20 protein-coding genes are annotated in these 18,850 nt (G+C 69.6%); 13 read left to right on the top strand and 7 right to left on the bottom strand.

Annotated features, from left to right (window positions below; genetic code table 11):
* Positions 1-125 precede the first annotated feature (125 nt).
* Positions 126-1,055, bottom strand: a complete 930-nt coding sequence (gene rbsK / locus QFZ27_RS29775) for a ribokinase (protein WP_429230077.1) — start codon at positions 1,053-1,055, stop codon at positions 126-128.
* 10 nt (positions 1,056-1,065) lie between these two features.
* The gene (locus QFZ27_RS29780) at positions 1,066-1,515 is read right to left on the bottom strand and encodes an RbsD/FucU family protein (protein ID WP_429230078.1); all 450 of its coding nucleotides are present in this window, start codon (positions 1,513-1,515) and stop codon (positions 1,066-1,068) included.
* 151 nt (positions 1,516-1,666) lie between these two features.
* On the opposite strand from QFZ27_RS29780, the gene lptF reads away from it, so the two are divergent.
* From lptF to QFZ27_RS29795, 3 genes are all read left to right on the top strand, one after another.
* On the top strand, positions 1,667-2,806 hold the full coding sequence (lptF, locus tag QFZ27_RS29785) for an LPS export ABC transporter permease LptF (RefSeq protein ID WP_429230079.1): 1,140 nt from the start codon (positions 1,667-1,669) through the stop codon (positions 2,804-2,806).
* Positions 2,807-2,915: 109 nt separating this feature from the next.
* Positions 2,916-4,739, top strand: a complete 1,824-nt coding sequence (gene recQ, locus QFZ27_RS29790; protein ID WP_429230080.1) for a DNA helicase RecQ — start codon at positions 2,916-2,918, stop codon at positions 4,737-4,739.
* 268 nt (positions 4,740-5,007) lie between these two features.
* A complete protein-coding gene (locus QFZ27_RS29795; RefSeq protein WP_429230081.1) occupies positions 5,008-5,793 on the top strand; it encodes an RICIN domain-containing protein in 786 nt (261 codons plus the stop codon).
* Here the strand turns inward: QFZ27_RS29795 and QFZ27_RS29800 are convergent.
* The gene (locus QFZ27_RS29800; RefSeq protein ID WP_429230082.1) at positions 5,783-6,223 is read right to left on the bottom strand and encodes a cupin domain-containing protein; all 441 of its coding nucleotides are present in this window, start codon (positions 6,221-6,223) and stop codon (positions 5,783-5,785) included. The two genes, QFZ27_RS29795 and QFZ27_RS29800, sit on opposite strands and share 11 nt — an antisense overlap.
* Before the next feature lie 234 nt (positions 6,224-6,457).
* Between QFZ27_RS29800 and metC the strand changes: the two genes are divergently transcribed.
* Positions 6,458-7,642: a cystathionine beta-lyase gene (gene metC / locus QFZ27_RS29805; protein ID WP_429230083.1), complete on the top strand. Its 1,185-nt coding sequence runs from the start codon at positions 6,458-6,460 to the stop codon at positions 7,640-7,642.
* Positions 7,639-8,037 (top strand): phosphoribosyl-AMP cyclohydrolase, encoded by a 399-nt coding sequence (hisI, locus tag QFZ27_RS29810; protein ID WP_429230084.1) that lies wholly within the window; start codon positions 7,639-7,641, stop codon positions 8,035-8,037. The genes metC and hisI overlap by 4 nt, the downstream gene beginning before the upstream one ends.
* A 21-nt stretch (positions 8,038-8,058) precedes the next feature.
* On the opposite strand, the gene QFZ27_RS29815 is transcribed toward hisI, so the two are convergent.
* The 3 genes from QFZ27_RS29815 to QFZ27_RS29825 all read right to left on the bottom strand — a co-directional run bounded on the left by QFZ27_RS29815 (position 8,059) and on the right by QFZ27_RS29825 (position 11,484).
* Positions 8,059-9,018: a hypothetical protein gene (locus QFZ27_RS29815; RefSeq protein WP_429230085.1), complete on the bottom strand. Its 960-nt coding sequence runs from the start codon at positions 9,016-9,018 to the stop codon at positions 8,059-8,061.
* 576 nt (positions 9,019-9,594) lie between these two features.
* A complete protein-coding gene (locus tag QFZ27_RS29820) occupies positions 9,595-10,017 on the bottom strand; it encodes a hypothetical protein (RefSeq protein WP_429230086.1) in 423 nt (140 codons plus the stop codon).
* Positions 10,018-10,170: 153 nt separating this feature from the next.
* Complete coding sequence (locus QFZ27_RS29825) at positions 10,171-11,484, bottom strand: MFS transporter (RefSeq protein ID WP_429230087.1); 1,314 nt, start codon at positions 11,482-11,484, stop codon at positions 10,171-10,173.
* 364 nt (positions 11,485-11,848) lie between these two features.
* On the opposite strand from QFZ27_RS29825, the gene QFZ27_RS29830 reads away from it, so the two are divergent.
* The 3 genes from QFZ27_RS29830 (at position 11,849) to QFZ27_RS29840 (ending at position 13,835) form a co-directional block, all read left to right on the top strand.
* Positions 11,849-12,448 carry a class I SAM-dependent methyltransferase gene (locus QFZ27_RS29830; protein WP_429230088.1) on the top strand — a complete coding sequence of 200 codons (600 nt, stop codon included), beginning with the start codon at positions 11,849-11,851 and terminating at the stop codon, positions 12,446-12,448.
* 71 nt (positions 12,449-12,519) lie between these two features.
* Entirely contained in the window at positions 12,520-13,347 is an 828-nt protein-coding gene (locus QFZ27_RS29835; protein WP_429230089.1) for a hypothetical protein, read from the top strand.
* Between the two features lie 5 nt (positions 13,348-13,352).
* Entirely contained in the window at positions 13,353-13,835 is a 483-nt protein-coding gene (locus QFZ27_RS29840; RefSeq protein ID WP_429230090.1) for a GNAT family N-acetyltransferase, read from the top strand.
* Here QFZ27_RS29840 and QFZ27_RS29845 read toward each other — a convergent pair.
* Entirely contained in the window at positions 13,823-15,019 is a 1,197-nt protein-coding gene (locus QFZ27_RS29845) for an acetyl-CoA C-acyltransferase (protein ID WP_429230091.1), read from the bottom strand. The genes QFZ27_RS29840 and QFZ27_RS29845 overlap by 13 nt on opposite strands.
* Before the next feature lie 84 nt (positions 15,020-15,103).
* Here QFZ27_RS29845 and QFZ27_RS29850 point away from each other — a divergent pair, with 84 nt between their 5' ends.
* The 5 genes from QFZ27_RS29850 (at position 15,104) to fhuF (ending at position 18,829) form a co-directional block, all read left to right on the top strand.
* Positions 15,104-15,685: a TetR/AcrR family transcriptional regulator gene (locus tag QFZ27_RS29850; protein WP_429230092.1), complete on the top strand. Its 582-nt coding sequence runs from the start codon at positions 15,104-15,106 to the stop codon at positions 15,683-15,685.
* A 121-nt stretch (positions 15,686-15,806) separates the two neighbouring features.
* Entirely contained in the window at positions 15,807-16,703 is an 897-nt protein-coding gene (locus QFZ27_RS29855; RefSeq protein ID WP_429230093.1) for an alpha/beta fold hydrolase, read from the top strand.
* Positions 16,704-16,766: 63 nt separating this feature from the next.
* The gene (locus QFZ27_RS29860; protein WP_429230094.1) at positions 16,767-17,675 is read left to right on the top strand and encodes an isopenicillin N synthase family dioxygenase; all 909 of its coding nucleotides are present in this window, start codon (positions 16,767-16,769) and stop codon (positions 17,673-17,675) included.
* Between the two features lie 37 nt (positions 17,676-17,712).
* Positions 17,713-17,997, top strand: coding sequence for a DUF1488 family protein (locus tag QFZ27_RS29865; protein ID WP_429230095.1), 285 nt, complete (start codon positions 17,713-17,715; stop codon positions 17,995-17,997).
* 85 nt (positions 17,998-18,082) lie between these two features.
* Positions 18,083-18,829 (top strand): siderophore-iron reductase FhuF, encoded by a 747-nt coding sequence (gene fhuF / locus QFZ27_RS29870; RefSeq protein ID WP_429230096.1) that lies wholly within the window; start codon positions 18,083-18,085, stop codon positions 18,827-18,829.
* Positions 18,830-18,850 lie beyond the last annotated feature (21 nt).

An 18,850-nucleotide genomic window follows, 5' to 3' on the forward strand; every position in this document is an offset into this window, starting at 1 on the left:
TCGCCTCCTGCCTGTCGTCATGGCGAGGCGCGCAGCGCCGTGGCCATCCAGCAGGCGGTGCCGCCGGGATGGCCACGCCCCCCTTCGGGGCTCGCCATGACGATCGATCCAGGTCTCGTCGGTATTTAGCCCTGGCGGAGCAGCGCCTCGATCTCCTCTCGCCGCGGCATCGATGGCGCCGTGCCGGGACGGGTCACCGAGAGGCCGGCGACGGCGCAGCCGAAGCGGACCGCCTCGGCCACTGGCCGGCCCTCGGCGAGGGCCAGAGCGAAGCCGCCGTTGAAGGCGTCGCCCGCCCCGGCGGTCTCGACCACGTCCCCCGCCGAGAAGGCCGGAACATGCGCCGTCTCCGATCGGCTCCTCAGCAGGGCGCCCTTGGCCCCGAGGGTGACTATTACCGTGCCGACGCCCTTGTCCAGCAGCACCTGCGCCGCACGCGCTGCCTGCTGGCCGCTGTCGACCGCGAAATCGACCAGGCTCTCGGCCTCGGTCTCGTTCGGGGTCAGGTAGTCGACCAGGGGATAGAGATCGTCCGGCAGGGTCGTGGCCGGGGCCGGGTTCAGGATCGTGGTCACGCCGTGCCGCCGGGCGATCTCCAGCCCGCGGCGCACCACCGGCAGCGGCAACTCGAGCTGAGCGACGAAGACCTGCGCCGCAGCGATGGCCGGCGCCGCCGCTTCCATCTCGGCCTCGGTCAGCGCCGCCGCCGCCCCCGGCTCGATGATGATCGCGTTTTCGCCGGTCTTGCCGTCGATGAAAATGAAAGCGGCGCCGGTCGGCCGCTCCGGATCGGCCAGCACATGGGTCGCGTCGATGCCTTCCGCGGCATAGAGGCCGCGCGCCATCTGGCCGAACGGGTCGGTGCCGAGCTTGCTGATGAAGGCCACGTCGGCGCCGGCCCGGGCCGCGGCGACCGACTGGTTCGAGCCCTTGCCGCCGGGACCGAGCTTGAAGCCGTTGGACAGCAGGGTCTCGCCCATCACCGGCAGCCGGGCGGCGCGGAAGGCGAGGTCGGCGACGAACACGCCCTGGACGGCGATCTTCGGCGGGGTCATGGGTCGGTTCCTACTTCGGCGGGATCACGCCCATCTTCAGCAGGAAGCAGCCGTAGAACCGCCCCTCCCCGGCCCGCACGACGGCATAGGCCTTCTTGGCGTCCTCGTAGAAGGCGAAGCGCTCGACCGACCCCATCGGCCAGGACCGGCCCTCGGCCCGGTCGATCTCGGCCTGGACCTCGCGCTGCACCTCCGGGATCTCGTCCGGCTGGCCCACCACCTCCATCCGCCGCGCCGGATGGTCGACGAAGCTGTCGAGCGGCATCAGCGACAGGATCGCGCGCACGGCCCGGGCGGCGCTGACATTCGGCAGCTCGATCGGCGCCTTGACCATGGTGTGCTGCGCCACCGACCGGGACGGAAAGTTGGTGTCGCAGATCACCAGGTCGTCGCCATGCCCCATGCTGGCCAGCACCGTGAGCAGATCCGGGGTGACGATCGGATCGATATTCTTGAGCATTGTCAGAAGCTTCCCTGGGTTTCCTCAGACAGCACGGCAGAATCGGCCGGCGCCTTGATTTGTCGTGCTTTTCGCACGCGGCATTCTGGATCACCGTCGCGACGCTTGGCAACATGGCCGTCGCGCCGAGGCTCGTGTATACGGTGCCGCCATGTCGCTCCTCAGCCGCTACATCTTCCGCCAGATCGCGGTCGCCACGGTCCTCGCCACGGTGATCCTGGTCTTCGCGATCATGCTCACCACCTCGATGCGGCTGATCCAGCTGATCGTCGACGGCGGCGTCGGGGTCGGGCTGTTCCTCGAGCTCGTATTCCTGTCGATGCCGGAGTTCCTGATCGCGGTGCTGCCGGTCGGAGTCGTGGCCGCCTGCCTGATCGTCTACAACCGGATGCTGTCGGACGGCGAGCTGCTGGTCATGCGCGGCGCCGGCATCGGCCAGCTGCGGCTGGCCCTGCCCGGCCTGGCGATGGGCGTGATCATCACCGCCCTCAGCTACACCATGACCCTGTATTTCTGGCCGGTGGCCAACCGAGAGTTCCGCGACCTGACGGCGATGGCCCAGTCCGACGTCTCGGCCGCCTTCCTGCAGACCGGCGAGTTCAACGCCATCGGCGACAATAAGACCGTGTTCGTGCGCGACCGCAACCCGGTGACCGGCGACCTCAGCGGCATCCTGGTGCACAGCACCGACAACGCGGACCAGCCGATCACCATCATCGCCGACCGCGGCTATGTCGAGGACAGCGAGGACGGGCCGCGGATCGTGGCCCTGAAGGGCGTGATCCAGCAGCTCGACCGCAAGACCGGCAAGGTCGACCCGGTCGCCTTCGACAGCTACACCGTGCCGCTGAACACTCCCGGCGTCGAGGATCTGGCCCGCAGCTACCGCGCCCCGTCCGAGCGGTTCCTGCCCGACCTGCTGCACCCCGACCCGAATTCGCCCCGCGACATGCGGAACTACGGCCGGCTGGTGATGGAGGGGCACAAGCGCATCACCGACCCGCTGCTGCCCTTCGCCTATGTCGTGCTCTGCCTCGGCGTCCTGCTGAGCGGCGACTACAACCGCCGCGGCCTGAGCCGCCGCATCCTGATCGCCGCCGTCGGCGTCGTCGCGGTGCAGGCGACGACCATGAGCATCGCCGGCGTGGCCCGCGATTCGCTGCAGTTGCTGCCGATCATGTATGTGCTGCCGGTGCTGACCACGATCGTGGGCTTCACCATCCTGCTGATCGCGCGGCGCCGGAAGGTGCCGGCGGAGGCGCCGACCAGCCCGGATCTGGCGCCCGCCTAAACCATCCAGGCCTGGATGCGACGAAGCCACCTGACCACAATCTGTTGTGGTCGAAGTGCCGTTGCAATCGGGTATTTGGTTCGGGGCCGCCGCCCGCTATAAGCGGTCCATGTCCCTCGATCCCCTCACAGTCCTGCACGACGTCTTCGGCTACTCCGCCTTCCGCGGCGAGCAGGCCGAGATCGTGGCCCAGGTGATTTCCGGCGGCGACGCGCTGGTGCTGATGCCGACCGGCGGCGGCAAGTCGCTGTGCTACCAGGTGCCGGCGCTGGTGCGGCCGGGGCTCGGCGTCGTGGTGTCGCCGCTGATCGCGCTGATGCAGGACCAGGTCGAGACGCTGCGTCAGCTCGGCGTCCGCGCCGCGGCGCTGCACTCGTCCCTGCCGCCCGGCGAATCGCGCAACATCGCCCGGGCGATGCGGGCGGGCGAGCTCGACCTGCTCTATGTCTCGCCCGAGCGGCTGCTGACCGACGGGCTGCTCGACATGCTCGACGACTGCAAGCTGGCCCTGTTCGCGATCGACGAGGCGCATTGCGTGTCGCAATGGGGCCACGACTTCCGCCCGGAATACCTGCAGCTGGACACGCTGGCGACGCGCTATCCGGGCGTGCCGCGCATCGCCCTGACCGCGACCGCGGACGGCCCGACCCGGCGCGACATCGCCGAGCGGCTGAAGCTGCAGAACGGCCGCATCTTCGTCGCCGGCTTCGACCGGCCGAACATCCGCTACCGCATCGTGCCGAAGGAGAATCCCAAGGCGCAGCTGCTGTCCTTCATCCGCAGCGAGCATCCGAACGAGGCCGGCATCGTCTACTGCCTGTCGCGCATCAAGGTCGAGGCGACGGCCGAGTGGCTGCGCGGCGAGGGCATCGAGGCCCTGCCCTACCATGCCGGGCTGGATCGCGAGGTCCGGGCCCGGAACCAGGACCGCTTCCTCAAGGAGGACGGCGTGGTCATGGTCGCGACCATCGCCTTCGGCATGGGCATCGACAAGCCCGACGTCCGCTTCGTCGCCCATCTCGACCTGCCGAAGAGCCTGGAGGCGTACTACCAGGAGACCGGCCGCGCCGGCCGCGACGGGCTGCCGTCGGACGCGTGGCTGGCCTACGGCATCCAGGATGTCGGCAAGATCCAGGGGCTGATCGCCGAATCGGACGCGCCGGAGCGGCAGAAGCAGATCGACCGGCAGAAGCTGGACGCCCTGCTCGGCTATTGCGAGACGGTGCGCTGCCGCCGCCAGGTGCTGCTGGAGTATTTCTCCGACGTGCTGCCGCAGCCCTGCGGCAACTGCGACACCTGCCTGGAGCCGGTCGAGTCCTTCGACGGCACCGAGCTGGCGCGCAAGGCGCTGTCCTGCGTCTACCGCACCGGGCAGCGCTTCGGCGTCGGCCATGTCATCGACGTGCTGACCGGCACCGAGACCGACCGGACCCGCCAGCTCGGCCATGACAGGCTCAGCACCTGGGGCATCGGCCGCGACCTGTCGAAGGCGGAGTGGAAGTCGGTGTTCCGGCAGCTCGTCGCCGCCGGCCTCTTGATCGTCGACACCGAGGGCCATGGCGGGCTGCATCTGGCGCCCGACTGCCGCGAGGTGCTGCGCGGCGAGAAGGAGATCCATCTGCGGCGCGAGGCGGTGAAGCGGACGGCGCGCGGCAAGTCGGCGGGCAAGGCGGGCGGCCGCGCCGTGCGGGCGCTGCCGGACGACCCGGCCGAGGCCTCGCTGTTCCAGGCGCTGCGGGCGCGGCGGCTGGAGCTGGCGCGTGAGCAGGGCGTGCCGCCCTACGTCATCTTCCACGACGCCACCTTGACCGAACTGGCCCATGCCAAACCGCGCTCGATGACGGAGTTCGCCACCGTCCCCGGCGTCGGCCAGGCCAAGCTGCTGCGCTACGCCGGCGCCTTCCTCGAGGTGATCGAGCAGCATGTCGAGTAGCGTATGCTGAAAGTGCGCTGCAGCCTGACACAACGCTATTCATAAAATTATTTGAAAATTTTCCGCACTTCCGACCAGCGGAACTCAGCATCAATGACGCATGATATTTTATTCTGGATGTCGAAGGCATCTGTTCATATTTTCTCCATTCTTCGTATCTCGTTACTCAAATCGTCGGCCGATCCTGCGGATCGGGACGATCTTTTTGCCCCGGGATTCCACCCGGGCATTGCTCATGAATTGACAATTCCTTACGAAGGATCCGATTATGCGGCTGATCTATTTCATCACGGACGTCGACCTGAACGGCGGCGCCGGGCCGGTTCTCAGCATCGCCGGAGCCCCGGCTCCGGGAGCGTCCCTGCAGACGGCGCCCAACACCTCGCTGCCGTCGCAGCTCTGGCAGTTCACTTCGGAGGGCCAGATCGTCAGCACCTATGATTCGACCCTCGCCCTGAGCATCGGCCCGAACAACGCGCTGATCGTCGACACCCTGCAGGCGGGCAACGAGGCCCAGCTCTGGAAGTTCGCCGGCGGCCCCAACGATCTCGGCCCGATCGCGAGCCAGCAGACCGGGCAGGTGCTGACCGTCTATTCGCCGAACAGCCCCACCGATTCGGCAGTGGTGCTCGAGCCTGCGCAGAACACCCAGGCCCAGCAATGGACGGGGATGAGCCAGGGTTGCGACTCCCTGCTCACGACGGTGACCAACGGCACGGCCAACGCCCTCACCCTCACGGCGACGGCGACCGAGGGCACGACCAACCTGTCGGGCAGCATCCCGCTGCCGCCCAACACCAGCGTGACCATCCTGTCGAGCTATGACGGCGGCCTGGCGACCGACTTCAGCGTCTGGGACCCGAACTATTCGAGCACGAACTCGGTGGCCTCCTTCGCCGTTCACCAGCACCGCTGCGGTATTGTCTCGGCCGGCGAGGTCTGGGTCGACACCATCAACTATGTCGACGGGTACATCGTCGCGGACGTGCAGACGCAGAAGGGCTCGTCCAGCGACGGCCTACCCGGCAACGTCTCGGTCTCGATCAACAACTGATACACCCGTGCCCCGGCTCGACGGCATGGATGCCGTCGAGCTCCGGCATCAGCACCACGCTCTCCTGCTCGTTCGGGTCGGTGCGGGCGATCACCGCGACGCAGGCCTCGGTCGTGCTGGGGTTGTACGGCAGGTGCGGCATGCCGGCGGGAATGTAGACGAAATCCCCGGCCCGGGCCGTCAGGTGCTGCTCCAGCCTGTCGCCGTACCACATGCCGGATTCGCCGCTCAGCACATGGATCGCGGTCTCGTGCGCCTCGTGCCGGTGAGCCTTGGCCCGGCCGCCCGGCGGCAGGGTGACGAGCTGCAGGTGGATGCCCGTCGCCCCGACCGATTCGGCCGAGATCCCGGGCGTGTAGGTCAGCGCCTGCTTGCCGGTGAACCGCGCCCCGGCCCCGACCACCCGGCAGGTCGGCTTGAGATCCGTCATATCCATCATCCGCGTCCCATTGCATCGATCCGCCCATCCTCGGCGGGCCGGATGACCGTCGCATTGCGGAACGCGGGAAGAGTGTTACGTCGGTGACAGGGGCTGCGATTTTCGTCGCACCCGCCGGCCGGACCTGCGCGGAACGGGTTTGACCGGCCCGCCCGGCTGGCCGAAAGATGTCGGCCCTGTCAGTCAGCCCTGACTGAGAAACGCCGCCACGACCGAGCGACCGCCATGTCCAAGTCCCGCCGCCCCGCCACCATCCTCGCCCATGCCGGCCGCCACCCCCGTGAGAACCACGGCATGGTCAACCCGCCCGTCTATCACAGCTCGACCGTGCTGTGGCCGACGGTGGCGGCGATGGACCAGGCGCATGCCGGCTTCGAGCACGGCGTCTACAGCTACGGCCGGGTCGGCACCCCGACCAGCGAGGCCTTCGAGGACGCGGTCACGGCGCTGGAGGGCGGCCACGGCGCCATCGCCGTCTCCTCCGGCCTCGCCGCCGTCAATGTCGTGCTGACCGCCTTCGTCAAGGCCGGCGACCATGTGCTGATCACCGACAGCACCTATGGGCCGACCCGGCGCTATGCCGATACGGTGCTGGCCCGCTTCGGCGTCGAGGTCGAGTACTACGACCCGCTGATCGGCGCCGGGATCGAGGCGCTGTTCCGCGGCAACACCCGGCTGGTCTATCTCGAATCGCCGGGCTCGCTGACCTTCGAGGTGCAGGACGTGCCGGCGATCGCCGCTGCCGCCCGGGCGCGCGGCGTTCTGACCGCGCTGGACAACACCTGGGCCACGCCGCTGGGCTTCGACGCCTTCGGCCATGGCGTCGACGTCACCGTTCACGCCGCGACCAAATACATGGTCGGCCATTCCGACGCGATGATGGGCATCGTCGGCGCCCGCGAGAAGCGGGTGTGGCAGACGCTCAAGAACTTCGCCGTGACCTCCGGCCACTGCGCCGGGCCGGACGACCTGTACCTGGCCCAGCGCGGCCTGCGCACCATGGGGGTGCGGCTGCGCCAGCACCAGGAGAACGCGCTGGAGATCGCGCGCTGGCTGCAGGCCCGGCCCGAGGTGTCGCGCGTGCTGTACCCGGCCCTGCCGCAGGACCCCGGCCACGCGCTGTGGCGGCGCGACTTCACCGGCGCCTCCGGCCTGTTCGCCATCGTGCTGCGGCCGGCCTCGCCCCACCAAGTCGCGGCCATGCTGGACGGCATGGAGCTGTTCCAGATGGGCGCCAGCTGGGGCGGCTATGAGAGCCTGATCCTGCCGACCCATCCGGAGAAGATCCGCACCGCCACCACTTGGCAGGCCGAGGGGCCGGGCGTGCGCCTGCATGTCGGCCTGGAAGACCCGGCCGACCTGATCGCCGATCTGGAGGCCGGCCTCGACCGGCTGCGGGCGGCGGCATGACCGCGGAAACGCTGCTCGACCAGGTCCGGTTCGACGCCGATGGCCTGGTCCCCGCCATCGCCCAGCAGCACGACAGCGGCGAAATCCTGATGCTGGCCTGGATGAACCGCGAGTCGCTGGCGGAGACGCTGGCAACCGGCCGGGTCTGCTACTGGTCGCGCTCGCGTCAGGCGCTGTGGCGCAAGGGCGACACCTCCGGCCAGGTGCAGCGCTTGGTCGAGCTGCGCCTCGACTGCGACGGCGACGCGGTGCTGCTGCGGGTCGACCAGACCGGCGTCGCCTGCCACACCGGCCGGCGCAGCTGCTTCTTCCGGGTCGCGCGCGACGGTGCTTGGCATGTCGACCTGCCGGTGCTGCAGGACCCGGAGGATCTCTACGGCCACCGGCAGGGGTGATCGATCCGGCTAGACAATCCGCTAGCTGTACCAGTCCAGCTTGAAGCCCCATCTGCCGACGTCATAGGCAAAGGCGACGCCCCAATAGAAAACGAAATAGGCGCCGCCGGCGACCAGCGCGGCCGAGCTGAACTGCTCCAATCTGCCGGGGTGCCGCGCCGACCAGTTCGTAAGCCGCTTGGAGAACGGCACGATCAGCGCCAGGAACAGCAGGACCATCAGCAGGATCTGCCCGATTCCCTGCAGGGCCATTACCGCACCGCCATACAGCGGGCTCTCGGAGGCGGCGGCATAGGCGAGAAAATCCCGGAACACGGGAAATGGTCGCCCGATGGCGAACAGACCGACCAGTATTCCCATGAAGACCGCCTTGGTCAGCGGCGAGGCGCCGAAGCGCACCACCCCGGGCGACAGGCGGCGGAGCATTCCATCGGCGAATCCAAACGAGATCAGACCCCAGACGAGCAGAACGATGCCGAGCAGGGTGAATGTCACCTGCGCCTGAAGAATGCGGCTGTCTCGGGCGTTGAGCGCGTCGACGCGCTCCGGTCCGAGCGAGCCGACATACAGCCCGTAGCCGAAGCAGACCAGGAGGACGAAAAGCGAAAAAACGCCGATCGCCTCGATGGCGAGCCGGCGGGGCGATCCGGCCTTCTCCGTCGCGCAGGCAAGGCCCGGAAGCATGGCGAACACGACGCAGTTGCACGCCGTGAAAGTCGCGGCCAAGCCGGCAATGATCGCGAAGATGAAGCCGAATCCCGCTCCCCGTTCGCTGTAGGAATCGGACAGGCGCTGCGTGTCTCCGATCGTCTGGCCCGCGACGATCTCCCGGCCGAATCCGTCTACCCAATGATAGTTCCAGAAGCCGGCGATCAGAACGCCGACGACGAATGCGCAGAGAGCCAGGACCAGACGATTGCGAGACGGCGAAAGCAGCTTGGCGCGCTCGTCTTGTTCAAGAGCCTGATTATATGACGACATCTTATGATCCCTTCCGTCTTCATTCGAAGTCAGCTCAAGACATGCCGTTCTGCCATTTGCTTATGGAAATGGGCCCAGGCTTCGCCGCGCCCCGGTCTTTGGCCCCGCCATCATCGGTCCGTCGAAATCCATCACGGGCCGCTCTGTCTGTCATTGCTACTGGTGCACGTGGTTGACCGACGCCACCGAGCTGTCGGCTTCGGCACCGACCGGCTGCGACGCCCGCCTTCACATCCGGCAGAAAGATGCCTTCGGTTCCTTCCGGGTACGAAAATACCGCCCATTCCAGACTTAAATCCTAACATCTTCGCAGCAGCCGATGTGCGACCTATTCGATGAATCGGCCGATCCAGTCGATGAATCCGACATTTCCACGTCAGGACCGGAATTGGCGCCGTCGCGGGGCCGAGCGCAACGACCGGCGGCGCCGCATGCGGAGGCTCGTCCACATCTCGGCACGGCTGACCGGACGACCGGCACCGTGGCCGAAGGCATGTGCGTGGCCTTTCCCGCTTCGGACAGGAGGCGATGAGAGGTCGGGTTCGCCGCGTGCGGCCCCGACCAGCCCGCCGGGCATCAAAGCAACGGCGAATCCGCGGCGACGAGCAGCCAGGGCAGAGCCAGGCCGGCGACCCGGCCGATCGTCCACCATGCCGGGCCGAAGCCACGCGCCTCGACCAGGCGGTCGAGGTCGATGACCAGCGCCTCGTGCCGGCTGGTGTCGCCGGCCGCGGCCCAGTGGTTGATGCGGTTCGATCCGTCGATCACCCAATACTCGCCTGATCGGCGAGCCATCAATATCGGCCCATGCAGCCCCCAGGGCATGGTCCGGTCGTGGCGCCCGTTGCCGTGCCGCGCCAGCGCCTCGGTCGACCACATCTCGCGGGAGATCGTCCAGCGGCCGTCGCCGGGCGGCAACGCGCCGAACCGCTTCGCCAGCAGGCGCCGCAGCACGTTGCGGCCCAGCCACGCGCCCCGCCGGCGATGGTTCCGCAGCACATGCCAGACCTCTCGCCACAGGCGATCCCGATACCGCAACCCGCAATCCCCCGTCCCGCCCCGGCCGGCCGGGCCCACCGAAATACGGCGCCCCGGCAACCGAAGGTTGAGGGTGAAGATTACAGTTTTGTGATATTCCCGCCAACAGCTCCGTCAGCGGCCGACCCTGGTCAGATCCTGGTCATGGGTCTCGCGGATCAGCCAGACCGCGACGACGCTGATCACCGCGGCGATGCTGATATAGCCCCCGACCCAGCCGAGCCCGCCCTGCTCGACCAGGGTCTGGGCGATGTAGGGCGCCAGCGACGCGCCGAGAATCCCGGCCAGGTTGTAGGTCAGCGACGCCCCGGTGTAGCGCACCCGGGTCGGGAACAGCTCCGGCAGGAACGCGCCCATCGGGCCGAAGATCAGCCCCATCAGGAACAGCCCGAGGCAGAGGAACAGGGTGACCAGCAGCATCGAGCCGCCGCCCAGCAGCGGCGCCAGGGCGAAGCCGAACAGCGCCGTCAGGATGCCGCCGACGATCAGCACCGGGCGCCGCCCGATCCGGTCGCTGAGCCAGGAGGAGAGCGGGATGCCGAGGCCGAGGAAGATGATGGCGAAGCATTCCAGCCCGAGGAAGGTCTGGCGCGAATAGCCCAGCGTCTTGGTGCCGTAGCCGAGCGAGAACACCGTGGTGATGTAGAACAGGGCGTAGCAGGACACCATCGCCAGCGTGCCGAGGATGGTGATCCGGGTATAGCGGGTCAGCACCTCGCCGATCGGCACGCGCACCCGCTCCTGCCGCTTCATCGCCTCGCGGAACACCGGCGTCTCGACCAGCTTCAGCCGGACATAGAGACCGACCGCCACCAGCACGGCGCTGAGCAGGAACGGCACGCGCCAGCCCCAGGCCCGGAACTGCTCCTCGTCCAGCCCCAACGCCAGCAGCAGGAACAGGCCGTTGGCGGCGAGGAAGCCGATCGGGGCGCCGAGCTGCGGGAACATGCCGAACCAGCCGCGCTTGCCGGCCGGGGCGTTCTCCACCGCCAGCAGCGCAGCCCCGCCCCATTCGCCGCCGAGGCCGAGGCCCTGGCCGAAGCGCATCAGGCACAGCAGCGCCGGCGCCAGCCAGCCGATCGTGGCATAGCCGGGCAAGACGCCGATCAGCATGGTTGATACGCCCATCAGCAGCAGCGACGCCACCAGCGTCGCCTTGCGGCCGACGCGGTCGCCGAAATGGCCGAGCAGGGCCGAGCCGACCGGCCGGGCGACGAAGGCGATGGCGAAGGTGGCGAAGGAGAGCAGCAGCTGCGCCGCATCCGATTCCTGCGGGAAGAACACCGGCCCGAACACCAGGGCCGCGGCTGTGCCGTAGATATAGAAATCGTAGAACTCGATGGCGGTGCCGACCAGGCTGGCCATCACGATCCGGCCGGTGGAATTGGCGGCGGCCGGCGTGGCCGAGCCGAAAGTTGTGTCCGTCATGAAGGAGGATACCGACTGTTGCGCAGGCTGCTGAGCGGGGTTCCATATCTGTCCCAAGTGCGGGCGCCGTCAACAGCAACCTGACCGGCGGCCACGGCATGACTGCAGCGCGTCACGCGGGAACTGTTGCCGTCTGTCGGTCGGGATCCGCGCCCGATCCAGCGTGCCAGCGTGCGCGAGGCCCGCTACGGCACGATGTCAGGCACCACGAAAACGGTGACCGCTGCAACACGCAGCCGGGACGATCCTTACCAGAATCCCCTGCGATGATCTTGCGATCGGCGGCGGAACGGAGCATCAAGCGTTCGTCGCCCGGAGGATCGGACGCCTCCATCCGTTCGACGTCGCAAGGACCCGTTGCTCGATGACCGACCGTAAAGCCGGCCAGGACCGGCCGGACATGAACCCCTGGCTGTTCTTCCGCCGCTGGCTCGCCAACCCCCGCGAGGTGGGATCGGTGGCGCCGTCCTCGCCCGCCTTGAAGCGCCGGCTGACCCAGGAGATCGTGCGCGCCCCCGACGAATATGTGATCGAGCTGGGCGGCGGCACCGGGGCCATCACCCGCGGCATCCTGGAGCGCGGCGTTCCGGCCGATCGCCTGTACGTGCTCGAGATCAACCCGGAGATGGCGCAGCATCTGCGCGACATCTTCCCGGGCATCCATGTGATCGAGGGCGACGCCCGGCGCCTGGCCGAGATCCTGCCGCCCGAGGTGGTCGGCAAGGTCGGCACCACGGTGTGCGGCATTCCGATGCTGCTGCTGACGCTGGAGGAGCAGAAGGCGATCCTCGATTCGGCCTATTCGGTGATGCCGAAGGGACGACAGGTCGTGCTCTACACCTATGCCCTGTCCTCGCCGTTGCCGCGCGACAAGCTGGGCCTGACCGGCCGCCGCGTCGGCTTCGTCCCGGCCAACATCCCGCCGGCCTCGGTCTGGGCCTATCGCCAGCGCGGTGCTGGCTGACGCCTCGCTCCGCTTCCGCCGCCCCGCCGGACAGGGCATACTGAGCGCTTGGCTTCGGAGGATGTGCGACGATGAAACCCTCGCTGCTTCTGGTCGCTGCATTCGGGCTCGCGCTCCCGGCCCATGCCCAGGCCCCCGCCTATCATGTCCAGCTCCAGGTCAACGCCACCACCGTTGCCGGCGGTGGGTCGTGCCGGATCGGCACCGGCGTGATCGGGACCTATCCCGACAGTCCCGGCCGGCTGGCGATCGGCACGCCGGTCGACCTGTTCATCCCCTGCGGCACGGCCGGGGCGCCCTTCTTTGAGGCCCGGCTGGTCGGCGGCCCCGGCGGTCTTCAGCCCGACGGGCCGGGTGCGCTGCGGCCGCTGGCGACCCCGGTGGCACTGCCGAACGGTCCCGCGGCGCCGAGCCTGGTCCCGCCTTCGCTGCAGTTTCAGCCGCAGCCGCGGCAGGTGCTGATCGCCCCGACCACGCCCGTGACGCCGTGGGCAGCGTCGCCGGTCACGGCGCCCCGGGTGGCGTCCCCGTTCACAGCGCCACGGGTGGCGCCGCAGCCGATGCTGCCGCTGCCGGCGAACCCGGTGGCGGCGTCGCGCCCGCTGGTGATCCAGGGGGCCGCGCCGGTGGTGGTCGTAGGCACGCCGGGCACCGTCTACACCCCGGCGCCGTCCCCCGCCTTCGCGCGCCCGTTGCCTCCGCCGGTGCCGGCCCCCCAGGGCGGCGATACGGCGACGATGCGCCCGGACGCCGCGATCGTGCTGAGCTTCGGTCCGGTCAGCGCGGCCCGGGCCGGGACGCCGCACCGCGTCGTGCTGCCGACCGACCCGAGCTATCCGGCGCTGCTGACCCAGCTGGGCGGCATCGCACCGGGCCAGACCAAGGCGCTGCCGCGGTAGAAGCGGTGCCGCCGTCCTTCGAGACGCCGCGGCTGGTGCTGCGGCCGCGGACCATGGCTGACCTGCCGGACTGCCTGGCCATGGACCGCGATTCGGAGGTGGTGCGCTATGTCGACGGGCCCTGGGCCGACCCGGCGGCGCATCGCGCGTTCGTCGAGGCGCGGATCACCGCCGCCTATCCGGCCGGGCTGGGCTACTGGACCGTGCGGACCCGGGCGCCGGAAGCCGCCTTCCTCGGCTGGGTGCTGTTGATCCCGCTCGACGGTACCGCGATCGAGATCGGCTGGCGCTTCACCCGGGCGAGCTGGGGCCATGGCTACGCCACCGAGGCCGCGGCGCCGGTGCTGGCCCATGCCCGCGATGCGTTGGGTGTCACAGTGGTCGCCGACATCCATCCCGACAACGCGGCCTCGATGCGGGTGGCCGAGAAGATCGGCCTGCGCCGCATCGGGCCCGACGCCCACGGCGCCATCCGCTACGCCGGCTGAGGTCTCTCGATCGCGATCGCCGTCGCCTCGCCGCCGCCGATGCACAGCGCGGCGACGCCGCGGCGCAGGTCGTGGCGCTGCATTGCCGCCAGCAGGGTGACGATCAGCCGGGCGCCGGTGGCGCCGATCGGGTGGCCCAGCGCGCAGGCGCCGCCATGGATGTTGACCTTGTCATGCGGCAGGTCGAGATCGCGCATCGCCGCCATCACCACGCAGGCGAAGGCCTCGTTGATCTCGAACAGGTCGGCCTCGCCGGCGCACCAGCCGACCCGGTCGAGCAGCGTGCGAATCGCCCCGATCGGCGCCGTGGTGAACCATTCCGGCGCCTGGGACTGCGTGGCGTGGCCGCGGATCGTCGCCAGCACCGGCAGGCCCAGCCGGTCGGCGACCGAGCGCCGGGCCAGGACCAGCGCCGCGGCGCCGTCGGCATTGGCGCTGGAGCTGGCGGCGGTGATGGTGCCGTCCGGGCGGAAGGCCGGCTTCAGCTTCGGGATCTTGTCGGCCGACAGCGCCTGCGGGTTCTCGTCGACCGCGATCTCGACCGGGCCGCCCTTGGCCGGAACCGAGACCGGCGCGATCTCGGCGGCGAAGGCGCCCTCCGCGATCGCCGCCTGGGCCCGGCGCAGCGAGGCCATGGCGTAGGCATCCTGGTCGTCGCGGCTGAAGCCGTAGCGGGCGGCCGTGGCCTCGCCGAAATCGCCCATCGCCCGGCCCTTGTCGTAGGCGTCCTCGAGCCCGTCCAGCGCCGCATGGTCGAAGATCCGGCCATGGCCGAAGCGCAGCCCGTCGCGCACGCCCGGCAGCAGCCAGGGCGCGTTCGACATGCTCTCCATGCCGCCCGTGACGACGATGTCGGCGGAGCCGGCGGCGATCAGGTCGCGGCCGAGCATCGTCGCCTTCATGCCGGAGCCGCAGACCTTGTTCACGGTGGTGGCCCCGACCGCATCGGGCAGGCCGGCGCCACGGGCCGCCTGGCGCGCCGGGGCCTGGCCCAGCCCCGCCGGCAGCACGCAGCCGACCAGCGCCTCGTCGACCTGCGCCGGCGCGACGCCGGCCCGGGCCAGGGCGGCGGCAATCGCGGCGGCACCGAGCTGCGGCGCGGCCAGCGGCACCAGCGCGCCGCGGAAGCGGCCAAGCGGCGTGCGGGCGGACCCGACGATCACGACGGGATCTTCGGCAGACATGGACAGCCCCTTGGACAGTGAGATGATGCTCACAATATGATAAGCATCATTTAAGAAGGCAATGCGGGGAGAGCGGAGGCCGGCATGCGCTACAGCAAGGACCACAAGCAGGAGACCCGGGAGCGGATCATCCGCACCGCCGCCAGGCGATTCCGCGAGGATGGGGTGGAGGCGGTGGGCGTCGCCGCGCTGATGGCCGATGCCGGGCTGACCCATGGCGGCTTCTACGCCCATTTCCCGTCGAAGGAGGCGCTGGTGGCCGCCGCCTGCGCCGAGGGCTTCGCCGAGAGCCAGGCCCGCCTGCGCCGGCTCGTCGAGGGCCGGCCGCCCGGCGAGAAGCTGGCGGCGCTGGCCGAGACCTATCTGTCGCCGGCCCATCGCGACCATCCCGGCCAAGGCTGCGTCGCCGCCGCGATCGGACCGGAGATCGCGCGCCACCCCGCCGAGACCCGGGCCGAGTACACGCAGGGGCTGCACGGCCTCCTGGCGCTGGCCGAAGAGGCGATCGAGGCCGATGGCGGCGACCCGGCGGCGGCGGCACAGGCGGTGGCCGCGATGGTCGGTGCCCTGATCCTGGCCCGCGGCGCCACCGACCAAGCGCTGTCGGACCGCTTCCTCGAGAGCGGGATGCAGTCGATCCGCGCCCTGGCGCCGAAGGCCGGCTAACGGGCCTCGTCAAGATTGCAGCGGCAACCTTGCGGAGATCGCTCCGCACTGCGGTCCGGTGCTAGCATCATCCTCTCGCTGTGATACCTCGCAAATTCACGTCAGCGTAAGGGGAATGGACATGCGCCGATCTATGGGGAGCGCTCTGCGGTGCGCGGCGGTCGCCGTCGGCATCGGCCTGGCGGTCGCAGCCCTGTTGGCCGCCCCGGCAGCCACCATCCAAGCCCAGGCCGCCGAGGTCTGGCAGACCCTACCGGCCCTGGGGCCGGCGCCGAAGGCCAACACCACCGGCACGGCCCCGGTCAACGACATCCAGATGTACTACACCGTCTACGGCAAGGGACAGCCGGTGATCCTGCTGCATGGCGGGCTGTCGAACTCCGACTACTGGAATTATCTGATCCCCGATCTGGTGGCGCACAACTTCCAGGTGATCGTGGCCGACAGCCGCGGCCATGGCCGCAGCACTCGCTCGGCCCAGCCCTACAGCTACGACCTGATGTCGTCGGACGCGCTGGCGCTGCTGGACCATCTGAAGATCCCGAAGGCCGACCTGGTCGGCTGGAGCGACGGCGGCATCATCGGCCTCGACATCGCCATCCACCATCCCGAGCGGCTGAACCGGCTCTATGCGTATGGCGCGAACTCCGACCTCAGCGGCCTGAAGCCGGATTTCGACAAGAACCCGACCTTCGCCGCTTTCATCGAGCGCGCCGGCACCGAATACCAGAAGCTGTCCAAGACGCCGGACCAGTATGACAGCTTCCTGCATCAGATCTCGCAGATGTGGGCGACCCAGCCCGACTTCACCGCCGACCAGCTGCGCGGCATCAAGGTGCGCACCGCGATCGCCGACGGCGAATACGACGAGGGCATCAAGCGCGAGCACACCGAGTATCTGGCGCACACCATCCCGGGCGCGGAGCTGCACATCCTGCCGAATGTCAGCCATTTCGGCATGCTGCAGAACCCGAAGGAATTCGACGGCGACGTCATCACCTTCCTGACCGAGAAGTAGGGGCGTTGACCCGCTGACCCGCCCCCGCCACCCTGCCCTCTCCACCAGGACGGGGCAGGCGCGGTGACAGATTTCCAGCGGATCCCGGTGATCAACCTCGGCGCCGCAGACGCATCGGCCGAGATCGGCCGGGCCTGCGAGACGGCCGGCTTCTTCTACGTCACCGGCCATGGCGTGCCGGCGGCGGTGGTCGACGACGTGTTCGCCGCCGCCCGCTGGTTCTTCGACCGGCCACCGGTGGAGCGCGAGGCGCTGGACGTCGCCGGGTCGCCCTGCTTCCGCGGTCATGTGCCGATGGGCATCACCGGCCCCGGCGTGCCGCGACGGCTGCTGGAGGCTTTCCAGGTGCTGCTCGAGCTCGGCCCGGACGATCCCGACGTCCGGGCCGGCAGCGTCATGCACGGCCCGAACCGCTGGCCGCCGGACGCCCCCGCCTTCCGGACGGCGCTGGAGGCCTATTACACCGCGATGACCGGGCTGACCGACCGGCTGCTCGCCGCCTTCGCCCGGGCCCTCGATCTCGATCCCGACCATTTCCGCCCGTATTTCCGCAAGCCGCTGACCCAGCTCCGCCTGCTCCACTACCCGCCGCAACCGCCGGACGAGGCAGTGCAGGGGGTCGAGGCGCACACCGACACCGGCGCCTTCACCATCTTGCTGCAGGACGGGACCGGCGGGCTGGAGGTGCGCAACCGGGCCGGCGACTGGATCGCGGCGACGCCGGTGCCGGGCAGCTTCGTGATCAACATCGGCGACATGATGCAGAGCTGGATCGACGGGCGCTTCGTCTCGACCCCGCACCGGGTCGCCAACCGCTCCGGCCGTGACCGGATCTCGGTGCCGTTCTTCGCCAATCCCGACTACGACGCCGTGGCGGTGCCGCTCAGCGGCGACCGCAGCCGGGCGCTGGCCTGCGGCCCGCATGTCGAGGCCGCCTATCGCGCCGCCTGGCCGCTGCGGGCCGGTTCCTGACGTTGCGGCGCCGCACCGCGGGCTGGTAGAAGGCGCCATGGGCCGCCCGATCTTCACCTTCCCCGACGACGCCGAATGGAACGAGACGCGCCAGGCGGTCGAGTTCGGGGTCGAGGTCGGCGACTATGCCGGCCGGGTGTTCCTGCCGGCGGCGGCGCTGCGCTCGCTGCTCGGGCACCGCCCGACGCCGGCCGAGGCGGTCGAGATCTACCATCACCACCGCGCCGGGATCGAGCGCGCGGCGGAGCTGCGGATCGAGGAGCGGCGGCTGGACCCCGACGCCAATGTGACGCTGGACGGGCGCGACCTGCGCCGCCGCTGACCGTCAGCCCGGCATCGCGGCGATTGCGATCGCCATCCGATTGCGATAGCCAGTTGAGAATGACACGCATTCCGGACCAGCGGCGATGATCGAGATCCTGCGGCCGATCTTCACCGGCGACTTGGCCCATTGCGGCGAGGCGGTGGTGCTGCCGGACGACGAGCGCCCCGCCCTGCCCGGCGCCGGCCTGCTCGACCCGGTGGCGATCGACCGGGTGCTGGACGACTATGCCGGCCGGTATCCCGGGGCGGACCGGCGCGCCGTCGCCTCCTTCTGGTCGCAATGGTACTTCGCCCGGCTGCTGCCGCCGGTGATGGCGGCCAGCCTGCTGCTGGGCCGCCGCTTCCCGATCGCCCTGTCGGAAATCGCGGTAATCCGGGCGCCGGAGGGCCATCCGATCGCCTTCCGCATGGCGCATGACGGCGAGCGCGAGGACGAGCCGGACGCCTTCCGCCGCTTCGACCGGCTGTTGGCCGGCCATATCGAGCCCTTCATCGCCGCCTGGGCGCAGCACACCCAGGTGGCGCCGCGCCTCTACTGGAACAACGCTGCGGTCTATCTGGACTGGATCCTGGGCGAGATCGCGGCCCATCCACTGGCCATGGACGGTCTCGCGGCCGAGGCCATCCGGCTGCTGTCCGACCGCGAGCGGCCCGACGGCACGCCGAACCCGCTGTTCGACCCGATCCAGACGATCGAGGAGGATGGCGAGGCCAAGCGGTGGCGCCGGCTGTGCTGCCTGCGCTACCGGCTGCCGGAGATCACCGAATGCGGCACCTGCCCGCATCTCCGGGCCCGGCTGCGCAAGGCCCCGGCACGGCAGGTCGCCTGAACACGGGCAAGGCCGGCGCCT

It is taken from the genome of Inquilinus ginsengisoli (genome assembly GCF_050434925.1).
Classification (GTDB): Bacteria; Pseudomonadota; Alphaproteobacteria; order DSM-16000; family Inquilinaceae; genus Inquilinus; species Inquilinus ginsengisoli_B.

What these genes read in the sequence shown, in the direction of transcription:
- lptF (WP_429230079.1), top strand. Translation starts at nt 1,667, where the DNA reads ATGTCGCTCCTCAGCCGCTACATCTTCCGCCAGATCGCGGTCGCCACG.
- QFZ27_RS29800 (WP_429230082.1), bottom strand. Translation starts at nt 6,223, where the DNA reads ATGACGGATCTCAAGCCGACCTGCCGGGTGGTCGGGGCCGGGGCGCGG.
- QFZ27_RS29780 (WP_429230078.1), bottom strand. Translation starts at nt 1,515, where the DNA reads ATGCTCAAGAATATCGATCCGATCGTCACCCCGGATCTGCTCACGGTG.
- QFZ27_RS29855 (WP_429230093.1), top strand. Translation starts at nt 15,807, where the DNA reads ATGCGCCGATCTATGGGGAGCGCTCTGCGGTGCGCGGCGGTCGCCGTC.
- QFZ27_RS29850 (WP_429230092.1), top strand. Translation starts at nt 15,104, where the DNA reads ATGCGCTACAGCAAGGACCACAAGCAGGAGACCCGGGAGCGGATCATC.
- QFZ27_RS29835 (WP_429230089.1), top strand. Translation starts at nt 12,520, where the DNA reads ATGAAACCCTCGCTGCTTCTGGTCGCTGCATTCGGGCTCGCGCTCCCG.
- QFZ27_RS29845 (WP_429230091.1), bottom strand. Translation starts at nt 15,019, where the DNA reads ATGTCTGCCGAAGATCCCGTCGTGATCGTCGGGTCCGCCCGCACGCCG.
- hisI (WP_429230084.1), top strand. Translation starts at nt 7,639, where the DNA reads ATGACCGCGGAAACGCTGCTCGACCAGGTCCGGTTCGACGCCGATGGC.
- rbsK (WP_429230077.1), bottom strand. Translation starts at nt 1,055, where the DNA reads ATGACCCCGCCGAAGATCGCCGTCCAGGGCGTGTTCGTCGCCGACCTC.
- QFZ27_RS29825 (WP_429230087.1), bottom strand. Translation starts at nt 11,484, where the DNA reads ATGACGGACACAACTTTCGGCTCGGCCACGCCGGCCGCCGCCAATTCC.
- QFZ27_RS29815 (WP_429230085.1), bottom strand. Translation starts at nt 9,018, where the DNA reads ATGTCGTCATATAATCAGGCTCTTGAACAAGACGAGCGCGCCAAGCTG.
- QFZ27_RS29795 (WP_429230081.1), top strand. Translation starts at nt 5,008, where the DNA reads ATGCGGCTGATCTATTTCATCACGGACGTCGACCTGAACGGCGGCGCC.
- fhuF (WP_429230096.1), top strand. Translation starts at nt 18,083, where the DNA reads ATGATCGAGATCCTGCGGCCGATCTTCACCGGCGACTTGGCCCATTGC.
- metC (WP_429230083.1), top strand. Translation starts at nt 6,458, where the DNA reads ATGTCCAAGTCCCGCCGCCCCGCCACCATCCTCGCCCATGCCGGCCGC.
- recQ (WP_429230080.1), top strand. Translation starts at nt 2,916, where the DNA reads ATGTCCCTCGATCCCCTCACAGTCCTGCACGACGTCTTCGGCTACTCC.
- QFZ27_RS29830 (WP_429230088.1), top strand. Translation starts at nt 11,849, where the DNA reads ATGACCGACCGTAAAGCCGGCCAGGACCGGCCGGACATGAACCCCTGG.
- QFZ27_RS29865 (WP_429230095.1), top strand. Translation starts at nt 17,713, where the DNA reads ATGGGCCGCCCGATCTTCACCTTCCCCGACGACGCCGAATGGAACGAG.